Raw genomic sequence first — 12,441 nt, forward strand, 5'->3', positions numbered from 1 at the left:
TGCCGGGCTCAGCGGCTCGCGCCGCTCAACTGGTCGCGCAGGCGGCGGCACTCGCGGGCGAAGCGGCTGCGGCTGCGGCTCGTGGCCCAGGCCGTCACCGTGGGGATCTCGTCGCGCGCGCCCGCCCAGGCCGCCACGTCGACGGCGAGCGTCACCGCCTCGGTGTGGACGGCTGCCGGCCGCTCGCCCTCGGCCAGGAGGTCCGGCAGCATGGCCTTGACGATCTCCCACACCTGCGCGTGCGCGCCCTGCCTGGCCGCGTCGGCGAGCGCGCCGAACGCCGGGCGGACCTCGCGCCGGGTGCGCCGGACGAAGTGCGCGAGCTGCCGGCCGACCGCCTCGGCGGGCAGGTCGCCCCGGGCGGCCATCCGTAACAGCAACGGCGCCGCCTCGCCGTCGGGACGGGTCAGCGAACGCGCCAGGTTGATCGCGGTCGCCTCTCCGACCGGCCCGCCCGCCTGCGCCAGGGCCGCGAGCGTCGCATCGGCGGCCCCTCCGCCGAACAGCCAGGGCAGCAGGTTGACGGCGACCACCTCGCGGTGCGACGGGAGGATCGCCGGCCACCAGCCGACGGTGTCGGCGTGATCGCCCCAGCTCCACCTCCGAGGCTCGCGCAGCAGCTCGTCGATCAGCTCGTCGCCGGTCGGCCCGGCCTGTAGAACGGGCCGCACCCAGACGTCGTCGGTGTGTTCGGGCACGTGGTCGTCGTCGAACACGTGGTCCACGGCGCCCAGCCGGTAGCCCCACTCCAGCCCCGTCACCGGATCGGGCAGGCCGCCTCCGGCCAGCCAGGCGGCGGCCTGCGTGGCGCCCCGCGACCCCACCCGCGCGGCCCGTTCGGCAGCTTCCGGCCAGGCGCCGCGCGGCAGCCGCAGCAGGGCCTGCGCCAGGTCGGCGGGCAGCGGCTCGACACCCGCCGCCGCGCACGCCTCCAGCCGGTCGACCAGCACCGCGGGGTCGAGGTGCCCGGTGGCCAGGGTGGGCGTCGCCAGCAGCACCGGCGGCAGCGCGCCTTCGCGCAGCGCCGCGTAGAGCTCGGCGAGCCGGCGCAGCACGAACAGGTGCGGCGGTGCGGCCCTCCCGGGCTCCGGCAGCCGGTCGTGGTGCCGCCTCACCGGGGCGGGCGCGGTGCCGTGGAGCCGGGTGGCGATCTCCCCCAGCAGTTGCGTGAAGAACCCCCCGAACGCCGCTGCCGGCTGCTGCGTCGCTTCCGGCTCGGGCATGACGCGCATGGCGGTGAAGACCGACTCCCAGGGGTCGGCGGGGCCCCCGACGGGCACGCCGGGATCGGAGCCCGGTGCGATCACCTCGTCGGCGAGGGCGCCGATCCACTGGCCGGGGCTGAGCCAGCACGGGCTCTCGTACAGGCCCGGATAGGAGTAACGGGTCGCGCGCGTCAGCGCCGCGCGCAGGGCCGCCCGGTCGCGCGCCGCCTGCTCGACGAAGGCGGCGAGCCAGCTCTCGGCCGTCTCCCAGCGCTGCACGGCCCAGCCGTCGGCGGCGAGCGTCGGCTCCGGGAACGGGCCGGGCGGGGCGAGCACGGGCAGCGGCAGCGGGGTGAACGGCTCGGCCGGCTCCTCGGGCGTCGCGTCGCCCCCGAACCGCTCGGCCACCTGACGGCCGAGGTCCGGGGGCAGCAAGGGCACCGCCTCGGCCACGGTGGCGCCGCCCGTGCCGAACGCGGCGGCGTGCTTGAGCGCGAGCCGGGCCGCGCGCTCCTGCACCTGGTAGGACGGGTGCGCGAACGCGGTGGCCAGCGCCGGGGCCAGCTCGTCGGCCCGGGACGCGGCGGCCGCCTTGTCGGCCCGCGAGGTCCGGGCCTTCTGGGACGTCCGGGACGCGGTGTGCCGCAGCTCGTCGTCCAGCCAGCTCAGGCCGGCGAGCGCCAGCTTGGCCTCGGCGCGGAAGGTCAGCGCGCCGATCGCCTCGGCGACGTCGGCGGCGTCGTGCGGGCCGGTGCGGCGGACCTGGGCCAGGGCCAGCTCCGCGACGGTGCCGGGGGCGGCGGGCAGCAGCCGCAGGTAGTCGCGCGAGCGGGCGGCGGACTCCTCGGGCGTGGGATCGACCAGCTTGTGCAGGCGTACGAAGAAGCGCAGGTCGAGGGCGTCACCGCCGCGCAGGAAGCGGCCCACGCAGCCGTCGAGGACCGCCTCGCGCGGAAGGACGCCGGAGGCGAGCAGGGACAGCCAGGCGGTCGGCCGGGGGGTCAGCTGTTCGTCGCGCAGTGTGCGGCCGGCGCCCTGGGCGTCGAAGATCCGCGGGAGCAGCGCGGCGGCCAGCGGGTCGCCGGGCACGACGCCGGCGGCGAGCCAGGCGACCACCAGCGGGTCGTGCGCGGGAGGGTCGCCGCCGCAGCTCCGCAGCAGGGCGAGCACCAGGGGCACGGTGCGGTCGCCGGGCCTGCGGATCTTCCGCGCGAGCCGGGCGGCGACGTCGGCCCGCCAGGCGGCCGGGCGGGTGACCAGCACGCGGGCCAGGTCGGGCCAGCCGGTGTCGGGCGCCCAGCGGGGGTTGAACTCGCGCCGGGTCAGCCAGGCCACCGCGCCCGCCGGGCCCGGGATCGTGCCCGCGCCCACGAGCCGCAGCGCCGCCAGGTGGCTCTCCATCGCGTCGCTGACCAGCCAGCGGAGGTCCCATTCGTCGGCGTCGTCCCGATGGGGCCGGGCGAAGCCTTCGCGCAGCTCCTTGACGAACCCGGGCAGCCGGCGCGCCACGTCGGCCCGTTCGGCGTCGGTGAGCGCGATGAGGCGGTCGGCCAGAGCGCCGGTGTCGCGGCCGATGACGAGGGCGCGGACCGCCTCCCAGACGGCCTCCTGATGTGTCATGCGGCGGACATTAGAGATCGCTACCGACAATATTGTGGAACCCCAGGGGGGTATGTTACTGTCGGCCGCCGAGATACGACTAAGGGGTACAAACAGCATGTCCGAGCACGGCGGCCACCACAACCACCACAACCATCACGATCACGCACAACATGGTCAGCACGGACATGATCAGCACGCGCAGCACGGGGAGCACGCGGGGCACGGGGAGCACGCTCACGGTGGGCCGGGGAAGGTCTCCTGGCGGATGGCGGCCTCGGCCACCCTGCACTGCCTCACCGGATGCGCCATCGGCGAGGTGCTCGGCCTGGTGATCGCCACCGCGCTCGGCTGGCACACCGTCCCGTCCATCGCGCTGGCCGTCGTGCTCGCCTTCTTCTTCGGTTACCTGCTGACCCTCATCCCGCTGCGCCGGGCCGGTCTCTCCTGGAAAGAGGCCATCAAGCTGGCCCTGGCCGCCGACACGGTGTCGATCCTGGTGATGGAGATCGTGGACAACGGCGTGATGGTCGCCATCCCGGGCGCGATGGACGCCGGGCTGGCCTCGGGCCTGTTCTGGGGCGCGCTGGCCGTGGCCCTGCTGGTGGCGTTCCTGGTGACCACGCCGATCAACAAGTGGATCATCGGCCGGGGCAAGGGCCACGCCGTGGTGCACGCCTTCCACCACTGAGGCGTCAGCCGACAATCATCTTCTCGTCCGGAAGCTGGTAGTGGCGGGTGTGCTCCTTGAGCGCCAGCGCCGAGCCGAGCGTGAGCGGCCCGGTCCTGCCGACGAACATGAGCACCACCAGCAGCAGTTGCCCCGCCACCCCGACCTGCGCGGTGATCCCCGTGGACAGCCCCGTGGTGCCGAACGCCGAGACGACCTCGAACAGCACCCGGTCCAGGCTGAACGGGGTCAGCACCAGCAGCACGTAGGTGGAGACCGCCACCAGCGCCACGCCGATGAGGCTGATCGAGACCGCCTGGCGCTGCACCGACTCCGGCAGCCGGCGGTTGCCCACGTGTACCGATTGCTCGCCGCGCATCTCCGCCCAGATGACGAACGCCAGCAGCCCGAACGTGGTCACCTTGATCCCGCCTGCCGTGCCCGCGCTGCCGCCGCCGACGAACATCAGCAGGTCGGTGACCAGCCAGCTCGACGGGTACATGGCCGAGATGTCCAGGCTGTTGAACCCGGCGGTGCGCGGCATCACGGCGGCGAAGAACGCGGCCAGCACCTTGCCAGGGTCGTCCAGCCCGCCCAGCGTGCGCGGGTTGCGCCACTCGGTGGCCAGGAACACCAGCGTGCCCCCGACCAGTAGGATCACGGTCACCCACACGGTGATCCTGGTCAGCACCGACCACCGGCCGGGATGCCGCCAATCGCGCAGCAGCTCGAACCAGACCGGGAAGCCGAGCCCGCCCACGATCACCGACACCGCGATGGTCAGGCTCACCCACGGATCGGTGACAAACCCCATCAGATTGTCTGCCCACAGCGCGAACCCGGCATTGTTGAACGACGACACCGCGTGGAAGACGCCCAGGTAGACCGCCCTGCCGAACGGCTCGCCGTAGCCGATCAGGAAGCGGCCGGTCAGCACCACCGCCACGACCGCCTCACAGGCCAGGCTGAACAGCACCACCTTGCGCACCACCGTGCGCACGTCGGTCATCCGCAGCGTCTTCGTCTCGGCCTGCGCGAACAGCCGGGCCCGCAGCCCGAGCCGGCCGGACAGCAGCACCGTGAACAGCGTGGCCAGCGTCATGATCCCGAGCCCGCCGACCTGGATCAGCAGCGCGATCACCACTTCGCCGAACGCCGACCAGTGCGACGCCGTGTCGACCACGGCCAGCCCGGTCACGCACGCCGCCGACGTGGCGGTGAACAGCGCCGTCACCCAGTCCGTCGACTCCCCGGACTCCGCGGCCACAGGCAGCATCAGCAGGCCGGTGCCCAGCAGCACCACCGCCGCGAACCCGGTCACGATCACCTGCGCGGGGTGCTGGAACCTTTCGAGCAGGGCCGGCGCCCTCGTTCTCACCGCTTCTCCCTCTTCCGGCCGGGTTCACGGTACAGCAGCCGGAAAAGGGGGTTCAGGTCGCGTCGGTCCGCTGGGCCTCCTGGTAGACGGCCATCGCCTCGTTGCCGAAGAACGGGCCGAACATGAAGTCGGGCGCGAAGTCGTACTTGAAGCTGTTGACCGAGGTCACCCAGCCGAGGCCGGTGGAGTCGTCGAAGCCCTGCAGCCACGGGCCGCCGCTCGAACCGCCGGTCATGCGGCAGCGCAGCCCGAGGTCCCGCGTCATGACGCTGTCGTCGAACGCGCGGCCGCTGCAGAAGATCAGCGACGAGCCGTCGAACGGCTCAGCCGCCGGGAACCCGTAGGAGAACATCTGCTGCCGTCTGGCCTGGTTGAACGCCACGCCCTGGCCGCCCACCACGTCGGTCAGCGTCCGGCCCTGCAACGGCGCGACCACGGCGGCGGCCACGTCGAAGTTGATGTCCTCGCGGGCGTTCCACTGCTGGGTGGTCAGCAGGCGGCTCGCCACCCAGGCGCCGAACGGCGCGCGGCCGTTGGCGAAGCCGGGGACGAACACCCAGTTGCGGTGGAAGGCGCCGTTCAGCTTGACGCAGTGCCCGGCGGTCATCACCACGCTCTCGTTCGCGCTGGTCACGGCGGTGCCGGAGCAGGAGGAGTTCTGGCCTCCCGCGGTGGTGAAGAAGACGCGTCCGGTGGTGCGGACGATGGCGCCGCCGTCGGTCCACCGCAGGCCGGGGCTGTTGGCCAGCTCGGCGGCCGACCGGGTGAACGAGGTGCCGCGCGTCGCCCACGGGTTGCCGCGCGTCGGCCGGTCGGAGCGGGCGGTGCGGCGCGGCTCGGGCGACGACAGCGGTCGCGCCGCGCGCAGGCGCTGCGGCGTCCAGTACTGCAGCACGGTCCTGCGCTCCGGCCAGGAGTCCGTGGCGGACCACCGGACCGGGCCCGGGTCGTGCGCGGCCGTGGCCTGCGCAGTCGTGGCCTGCGCGGTTGTGGTCAGCGCAGTCGTGGCCTGCGCGTTCGTGGCCTGCGCGGCGGCCGGGGCGGCCGTCAGGGTGAGCGTGAGGGCGGCGAGCAGGGCGACTCTGCGGGGCATGACGTACCTCCAGATAACCGGGATCTGCCGTCTGGAGGTACGCAACGGGAGGCGCGAAACGCTCAAAGCATGCGCATACGGGTATGGCTACCGCCGCAGCGCCGCCGCGGTCTTCGCCGGGTCGTAGTCCGGCCCGACCCCCTCCACCAGGAGCGCCGCGCCGTCGATGTGATCGGTGCGCAGGTGCAGGATCTCCTGGTAGGCGGGCGAGTCGTACCAGCCCCTGGCGGCGTCCAGGTCGGGGAAGCCGATGATCACGATCGTCCCCGGCCAATCGCCCTCGCGCACCTCCACCTGAGCCCCGTGCACCAGGAACCGCCCGCCGAACGGGTCGAGCGTCGCCTGGATGCGCTCCATGTACTCCAGCACGTCGGGGTGGGGGTTCGGCGTCTTCAGATGCGCCACGGCGTAAGCGGTCATGGTGTCCTCCCGGGTTCCGGTCGTCGACCCAAGAATCCGCGACAGGAGGGAAGCGCCACAATTACGTGCCAGGTAAGCGGTCGTTTGTCCGCAGGTCACCGGGGTAGCCGGAGCCCGTGGCCGGTATCCGGGGGATCTGCCACCCGCGCTTCACCTCGGTGCGGGACCGCTTCGCGGACAACTTCGCCGAGGGGCGGGAACTGGGCGCGTCCCTCTGCGTCTACCAGCACGGCGAGCCCGTCGTGGACCTGTGGGGCGGGCTGGCCGCCGAGGACAGGCCGTGGCGGCAGGACACGCTCGCGCTCCTGGCCTCGACCACCAAGGGGATGGCGGTCGCGGCCCTCCTGCTGCTGGTCGACCGGGGGATCCTCGACCTCGACACGCCGGTGGCCGACTACTGGCCGGAGTTCGCCGCCGAAGGCAAGGGTGCGATGCCGCTGCGCTGGATCCTGGGCCACCGCTCCGGCGTCGTGGTCATCGACCCGCCGCTGACCCTGGACGACATCGAACGCGGCAGCCCGGTCGCCGACGCGCTCGCCTGCGCCAGACCCGCCTGGCGGCCGGGCAGCGCCCACGGCTACCACTGCCTCACGCTGGGCTGGCTGGTCAGCGAGGTCGTCCGCCGCGTCACCGGCCTCACCGTGGGACGGCTGTTCGCCCGGGAGATCGCCGCGCCGCTCGGCCTCGACCTGCACATCGGCATCCCCGCCCACCAGGAGGGACGGCTCGCGAGCGTCGTCGCCCCCACAGCCGGCGAGGTGCGCAACGGCCGGGCCGACCCCGAGCTCCACGAGCTCAACCGGGCGATCTGCTCGCCGGCCTCGCTGCTCCACCGCGCCACCTACGGCAGCGTGGTCCTCACCCCCGAGCTGCTCGGCGGCTCACGCCTGTATCGGGCCGAGGTGCCCTCCGCCTGCGGCGTCGGCACCGCGGCCGGCCTGGCCAGGCTGTACGCGGCCCTCATCGGCGAGGTGGACGGCATCAGGCTGCTGCGCCCGGAGACCGCCGCCCGCGCCCGCGCGGTCGAGGCCCGGGGGCGCGACCTGGTGTTGCGGCTGGAGACGGCCTACAGCGCCGGGTTCATGCTGCCCGGCGGGCCGATGTGGCCGCCGTTCGGGGCGCCCAACGCCTTCGGGTACGCCGGCGCGACGGGCGCGTTCGCCTTCGCCGACCCGGACACCGGCCTGGCCTTCGCGTACGTGCCCAACCGCATGTCGGAGCTGATCGAGGGCAGCGACGGCCGCGTGTGGCCGCTGATGCGGGAGAGCCACCGCTGCGCGCGCGGCGGTTGACGCTGGCCGGGGTTAACCGGCCAGGTCCCTGGCGACGTTGTCGAGCCGGGTGGCCACCTCGTCGAGCTGCTCGTCGGTGACCGTGTCGCCGGGCAGCAGCCCGGCCACGTCCGCCCGCCGGGCGATCACCAGGCTGCGATGGGTGTCGTCCACCTGGGCCGCCGGCATGACCAGGCAGTCGCCCCGGACGAAGACCAGGACCGTATCGGGGTCCGGCGCGTCCAGCAGCCGCCGTACACACTCTCGGTTGACAAGGAGCATCGTGCGGTCCTCCGTGTTCCGTTTCGTGGGGGCTTCTGAGCGCGTACCCGGATCGTCCACCCGGTCACCTGGTCAACGCGGAAAGACCACGTCAGGAGAGGCACGGGGGTGTCGGGAGAAGTACGGGCCGTCGCGGAACGCTGTCGGATCCCGTACGCGCCGCCAGCCGCCATTTGCCAGCCGTCGTTTGTCAGCCGTCGTTTGTCGACCGCAGCCTCCAGCCGTCGGGCGTCGGGCGTCAGCCTCAATCGCCAGTCGCCAGTCGCCAGTCGCCAGTCGCCAGTCGCCAGTCGTCAGGAGAAGTACGCGTCGGCCGACGAGGTGGAGAGCAGGATGATGACGAGGACCGAGCCCAGCGTCGCCAGCCCGAAGCGCACAAGGACGAGCGGGCGGAGCCAGGACGGGAAACCCCCGCTTGCAGCGGCGATCACGGCACGGGCGTCGATCTCCCGCACGGCGGGGTCGGCCGACCTCGCGAACGCGGCCTCGGTGTAGCGGACGGCGAACACCTGACTCGCGGTGACGAAGCCGACCGCGAGAAAGATGACCGGTTCGAGAACCCAGGACAGAACGCGGCCCGTCCCCGCGAGGTTGAGCCCGGCCAGGGCGGTCACCACGACGGCGATGCCCAGCGCGAGCGCGAGCTCCGGCGCCCGCTCCTCGAACCTGATGCCGTGCCGGGCCAGGACGTCGGGCGCGTGGCCCTGCCTGGCGACCTCGGCCTCGGCCGCGCGCTGGGCCCGGCCCCCGGTGCGCCAGACAGCCACCGGTATGACGACAAAGGTGGCGGCCAGCAGCAGTTGCAGTGTGGCGGCAAGAGCGACGGAAACCGGCATGACGACTCACTCACTCACTCGATTGGATCATTCACTTGCTCGGGGCCGTTCATTTGCTCTGGATCGTTCACTTGCGCAGAGCCGTTCACTTGCGCAGGGCCGTTCACTTGATCGGGATCGCTCGCTTGATCGCGTCGCCGGCTCAGACGGCGACCAGGACGAGGCCGAGGATCGAGGCGCCGAACACGACGACGTGACGGACGTTCTGCAGGGTCCACGTCCAGGCGGGGAAGCCGTCCTCGGCGGCCTTGAGCAGGGCGGCGACGTCGATCCTGGCCAGTATCGGGTCACCCTTGCGCTGGAAGGCCGCGCGTACCGACTTCTCGGCCGTGAGCTGGCTGTAGAGGATGACGCAGTTGCCGACGAGGACGAGCGACTGGAAGATCCACGTCAGCGTCGGGGCCCAGGCGTGGCCGAACAGGTTGAGCCCAGCCACCACCGCCATGATCGCGGCGACCGTGGCGGGGACCGCGGTCTCGTGGCCGCCGGCGTCGAAGCGCATGCCGTTCTCGTGGAGGACGGTGGTGCGCACGCCCTGGCGCTGGAGTTCGGCCTGCGCGCGGGCCATCGCGGTGGCCCCGTAGCGGTGCCGGACCATCGGGATGCTCACGAAGGCGGCGGCGACGAGCAGCTGGCTGACGGCGATGACGGTGTTCACGGGGGCTCCTCGGGATCGGACTTGAACTAAGTGCAAGAGCACTGTAACCGGCTACTTGAACTAAGTGCAAGTCCAGTATCGTGGCCGCATGCCGCGCGACACCCTGACCAAGGAACAGATCGTCGAGACCGCGATCGAGCTGCTGGACGAGGAGGGCCTCGACGGCCTCAACATGCGCAACCTCGGCAAACGCCTCGGCTCCGCCGCCACGGCCGTCTACTGGCACGTACAGAGCAAGGACAACCTGATCCTGCTCGTCGGCGACCGCGTCTGGGACGAGATCGCGCTGCCCGACGTCGACGCCGTCGGCTGGCGCGCCGCCGCCACCGAGCTCGCCACCGGCCTGCACGACATGCTCAGCCGGCACCCGTGGCTCGTCCAGGCGTTCGGGTCGCACCTGTTCTACGGGGTGAGCAAGGCCCGCTACGACGAATGCAGCCTCGCCGTCTACGAGAAAGGCGGCTTCACCGGCGCGCACGCCGACCGGGCGGCCGGCGCCGTATTCACGTTCGTCCTCGGCTGCGTGCTCGGCGTGGCCGCGCAGGCGTCCCTCACCCGCCGCCTCGCCCGCGACGGCGGCGACGCCACGGCGGCCTTCCAGGAGACACTGGACAAAGCCGCCGAGATCGCCAAACAGTTCCCCCGGCTACGCAGCCGAGTCGAAGCCCCCACCCCCACCGACTATGCGACGGCCCCGGTCCAGACCTTCGAATTCGGCCTGGAAGCCCTCCTCAACGGCCTGGAATCCCAGCGCCCCACCTGACCCCACCCCGCCCCGAAGCAGCCCGAACGGCAACACCAACCCCCCACGCCCAGTCGCGTACGGTCGGCACCCAGCCCCGTACGGTCGGCATCCAACTGCGGTCGGTCGGCGCCAACCGTCCCCGAGGTGGCGCGTTCCCCTTCGAGTGGCCTGCTGAGAGTGGCGCGAGACGGCCACTCTCACCCCCCTCGTACGGTCGTAGCCCCACCCGCCCCGGGCGGTCCGTTCGGCTGGCGCGAGACGGTCACTCCCGCCCCTCTCCCGTACGGTCGGCGCCCCACCCTTCCCGGCAGCCCGTTCGGGGTGGCGTGAGACCCCTCATGCGGGCGGCACGCCCTCCCAGCCAGCGGGCACGTGACGGTCCGCTGTCATGGTCGGTCCACGTAGCCGGTGCCTTCCCCGGGCAGGTAGCCGCCGTCGTCGGCGTCGGTGCGGCCGGAACCGGCATCAGGGTCGTCCTCGTCCGAGGGCACCCAGTCGACCGCCGCGCCCACGTGCCCGCCGTCCGGCTCGGCGGCCGGGGTCTCGTCCTCGCCCTCGTCGATCATGCCGTGCTCGGCCTCGTCCACCGGCCCCTGCACACGGAATCCGGGGTCACCGCCTTCACCCTGCGGCTCCACGGCGTCGGGCGGCATCGGGTGCGGGCTCGGCCCCAGCGTCTCGACGTGGCCTTCGACCTCGTCCGTACGGCTCGCGACCGCCTTCTCGTCGGAGCCCGCCGTCACCGGCCACTCGTCGTCGCGGCCGGTCACGTACCCCATGGGCTCGGCATAGCCGCTGGAAGGCTCGGCGTCGTCGCCCGGCTTGCCCGGGTTCGCGTTCGAGCCGCGGATCGAGGCGGGGCCGATGTCGCCGCCCATGTTGTGCAGGTCGGCATCGAACGTGGTGCCCTTGTCCTGTTCGCGCCGCTTGTCGCGGTCCTTCTTGTCGGACACGTGGCCCACCTCCCTCACTCGGGCTCCACCCGCATGGCCGACTCCTCCGCCGAGTAGCCGCCGCTGTCGGGACCGACCTCCCGCGCAACCTCGTCGGACTCGATGTCACCGTGCGCCCCCTCGTCGGGCGCGACCAGCCGACCGGCCCGCCGTGGGTCGTCCCACACCTGGCCCGAAGGCTCCTCCGGCTGTGCCGGCCAGCCCTCCTCGACCCCGCTGTCCGCCTCCCGGTCGGTGTCGAGATCCGAGCCGACACCCAGCCCCGACTCGTCGGTGACCCGATCGGTCCCGGCATCGCCGCCACCATCGCGGCCCCGTGGCTCGTCCGCGCCGAACACCGGCTGGTCCTCGGGCACCTCCCGCTCCAGCCGGCTGTCCAGAGGCTCGCCCTGAATCTGCTCGTCAACTGTGGTGCCGTAGTCGTCGACCGCGATCGGCTCGTCCCCGGGCAGCGGCGCCTCCTGTGGATCGACCGCCCACTGCTGCTCGGGCGTGCCGTCCTGGAGGTCCGGGATGCCCTCGTCCTCGAAGCGGGATCGAGGGTCGTGCTCTGGCGTGTGTTCCCCCACGATGGTCCTCCCCTGTTCAGGCCCTCACCGCCCGCTGCCCAGCCGGTCCGCCGCATAACGACTCCTCGGTGCTCATGGCCGGTCCGGCCTCCCCGAATGCCGGACGCCACCCCGCGCCGACCCCATGACGCCCTCATGATGTCACAACCCCGCTTGCGTTGACGCCATTATGGCGTCATCATGGCGTCATGAACCTCACGCCCTTCGTCGACCAGCTCCGCAGAGAGCTGGCGGTCGCCGCTGAGGCCGGCGGCCCCGAGGCCCGCGAGCTGGCCGAGCGACTCACCGCGCCGCTCGAGTCAGCCGTCCGGCTCACCCTGCTCGACGCGCTGTCCACCGCAGCGGGCGAGATCACGCGCGACCTCGCCCCGGGTTCGGTCGACGTACGCCTGCGCGGGCGCGACGCCGACTTCGTCGTGCGACCGGCGCACACCCCACCTGCCCCCGCGTCCCCGCAGAGCACGCTGCGCTCCGCACTCGCCGGCGCGGTGGAGGTCGCGATGGGCGTACGCGCCCCGGTCCCCGACGCCGACGAGGGCGGCACGTCACGGATCTCCCTGCGCGTGCCCGAGCACCTCAAGTCGCGCATCGAGGAGGCAGCCGGCCACGACGGGCTCTCGGTCAACGCCTGGCTCGTCCGCGCCATCTCCGCAGCGCTGGAGCCCGGCGAGGCGGTCAGGTCCGACGATCCGCCGGGCGGCCGGCACTACACCGGCTGGGTGAGCTAGCCGGCCCGTCCCATCCGACCACCCCATCCGTGAG

Annotated in this window: 13 protein-coding genes; 4 read left to right on the plus strand and 9 right to left on the minus strand. The window is 72.7% G+C overall.

The window, feature by feature from the left end; all coding sequences use genetic code 11:
- Positions 1-8 precede the first annotated feature (8 nt).
- Positions 9-2,825 (minus strand): hypothetical protein, encoded by a 2,817-nt coding sequence (locus AB0J53_RS12980; protein WP_364171609.1) that lies wholly within the window; start codon positions 2,823-2,825, stop codon positions 9-11.
- A gap of 247 nt (positions 2,826-3,072) precedes the next feature.
- Here AB0J53_RS12980 and AB0J53_RS12985 point away from each other — a divergent pair, with 247 nt between their 5' ends.
- Entirely contained in the window at positions 3,073-3,495 is a 423-nt protein-coding gene (locus AB0J53_RS12985) for a DUF4396 domain-containing protein (RefSeq protein WP_246646831.1), read from the plus strand.
- Positions 3,496-3,499: 4 nt separating this feature from the next.
- On the opposite strand, the gene AB0J53_RS12990 is transcribed toward AB0J53_RS12985, so the two are convergent.
- From AB0J53_RS12990 to AB0J53_RS13000, 3 genes are all read right to left on the minus strand, one after another.
- Positions 3,500-4,852: a potassium transporter TrkG gene (locus AB0J53_RS12990; protein WP_364171612.1), complete on the minus strand. Its 1,353-nt coding sequence runs from the start codon at positions 4,850-4,852 to the stop codon at positions 3,500-3,502.
- Between the two features lie 52 nt (positions 4,853-4,904).
- Positions 4,905-5,945, minus strand: a complete 1,041-nt coding sequence (locus tag AB0J53_RS12995; protein WP_364171614.1) for a peptidase — start codon at positions 5,943-5,945, stop codon at positions 4,905-4,907.
- Between the two features lie 87 nt (positions 5,946-6,032).
- On the minus strand, positions 6,033-6,365 hold the full coding sequence (locus AB0J53_RS13000; RefSeq protein ID WP_219518050.1) for a DUF1330 domain-containing protein: 333 nt from the start codon (positions 6,363-6,365) through the stop codon (positions 6,033-6,035).
- 116 nt (positions 6,366-6,481) lie between these two features.
- On the opposite strand from AB0J53_RS13000, the gene AB0J53_RS13005 reads away from it, so the two are divergent.
- Positions 6,482-7,657, plus strand: coding sequence for a serine hydrolase domain-containing protein (locus tag AB0J53_RS13005; protein ID WP_357583369.1), 1,176 nt, complete (start codon positions 6,482-6,484; stop codon positions 7,655-7,657).
- A gap of 12 nt (positions 7,658-7,669) precedes the next feature.
- Here AB0J53_RS13005 and AB0J53_RS13010 read toward each other — a convergent pair whose 3' ends face one another.
- The 3 genes from AB0J53_RS13010 to AB0J53_RS13020 form a co-directional block, all read right to left on the minus strand.
- Complete coding sequence (locus AB0J53_RS13010) at positions 7,670-7,918, minus strand: hypothetical protein (RefSeq protein WP_219518054.1); 249 nt, start codon at positions 7,916-7,918, stop codon at positions 7,670-7,672.
- A gap of 293 nt (positions 7,919-8,211) precedes the next feature.
- Entirely contained in the window at positions 8,212-8,754 is a 543-nt protein-coding gene (locus AB0J53_RS13015) for a hypothetical protein (protein WP_364171617.1), read from the minus strand.
- Positions 8,755-8,896: 142 nt separating this feature from the next.
- Positions 8,897-9,412, minus strand: coding sequence for a hypothetical protein (locus AB0J53_RS13020; RefSeq protein ID WP_364171618.1), 516 nt, complete (start codon positions 9,410-9,412; stop codon positions 8,897-8,899).
- A gap of 88 nt (positions 9,413-9,500) precedes the next feature.
- On the opposite strand from AB0J53_RS13020, the gene AB0J53_RS13025 reads away from it, so the two are divergent.
- Entirely contained in the window at positions 9,501-10,175 is a 675-nt protein-coding gene (locus AB0J53_RS13025) for a TetR/AcrR family transcriptional regulator (RefSeq protein WP_364171620.1), read from the plus strand.
- Between the two features lie 368 nt (positions 10,176-10,543).
- Here the strand turns inward: AB0J53_RS13025 and AB0J53_RS13030 are convergent, their stop codons facing one another.
- Positions 10,544-11,110: a hypothetical protein gene (locus tag AB0J53_RS13030; protein ID WP_219518059.1), complete on the minus strand. Its 567-nt coding sequence runs from the start codon at positions 11,108-11,110 to the stop codon at positions 10,544-10,546.
- Positions 11,111-11,124: 14 nt separating this feature from the next.
- On the minus strand, positions 11,125-11,679 hold the full coding sequence (locus tag AB0J53_RS13035) for a DUF5709 domain-containing protein (RefSeq protein WP_364171622.1): 555 nt from the start codon (positions 11,677-11,679) through the stop codon (positions 11,125-11,127).
- A 188-nt stretch (positions 11,680-11,867) separates the two neighbouring features.
- Here AB0J53_RS13035 and AB0J53_RS13040 point away from each other — a divergent pair, with 188 nt between their 5' ends.
- Entirely contained in the window at positions 11,868-12,407 is a 540-nt protein-coding gene (locus AB0J53_RS13040; RefSeq protein WP_219518061.1) for a toxin-antitoxin system HicB family antitoxin, read from the plus strand.
- The last annotated feature ends 34 nt before the right edge of the window (positions 12,408-12,441 follow it).

It is taken from the genome of Nonomuraea sp. NPDC049725 (assembly GCF_040674795.1).
Lineage (GTDB): Bacteria > Actinomycetota > Actinomycetes > Streptosporangiales > Streptosporangiaceae > Nonomuraea > Nonomuraea ceibae.

What these genes read in the sequence shown, in the direction of transcription:
- AB0J53_RS13000 (WP_219518050.1), bottom strand. Translation starts at nt 6,365, where the DNA reads ATGACCGCTTACGCCGTGGCGCATCTGAAGACGCCGAACCCCCACCCC.
- AB0J53_RS13015 (WP_364171617.1), bottom strand. Translation starts at nt 8,754, where the DNA reads ATGCCGGTTTCCGTCGCTCTTGCCGCCACACTGCAACTGCTGCTGGCC.
- AB0J53_RS13040 (WP_219518061.1), top strand. Translation starts at nt 11,868, where the DNA reads ATGAACCTCACGCCCTTCGTCGACCAGCTCCGCAGAGAGCTGGCGGTC.
- AB0J53_RS12980 (WP_364171609.1), bottom strand. Translation starts at nt 2,825, where the DNA reads ATGACACATCAGGAGGCCGTCTGGGAGGCGGTCCGCGCCCTCGTCATC.
- AB0J53_RS13025 (WP_364171620.1), top strand. Translation starts at nt 9,501, where the DNA reads ATGCCGCGCGACACCCTGACCAAGGAACAGATCGTCGAGACCGCGATC.
- AB0J53_RS13010 (WP_219518054.1), bottom strand. Translation starts at nt 7,918, where the DNA reads ATGCTCCTTGTCAACCGAGAGTGTGTACGGCGGCTGCTGGACGCGCCG.
- AB0J53_RS12985 (WP_246646831.1), top strand. Translation starts at nt 3,073, where the DNA reads ATGGCGGCCTCGGCCACCCTGCACTGCCTCACCGGATGCGCCATCGGC.
- AB0J53_RS12995 (WP_364171614.1), bottom strand. Translation starts at nt 5,945, where the DNA reads ATGCCCCGCAGAGTCGCCCTGCTCGCCGCCCTCACGCTCACCCTGACG.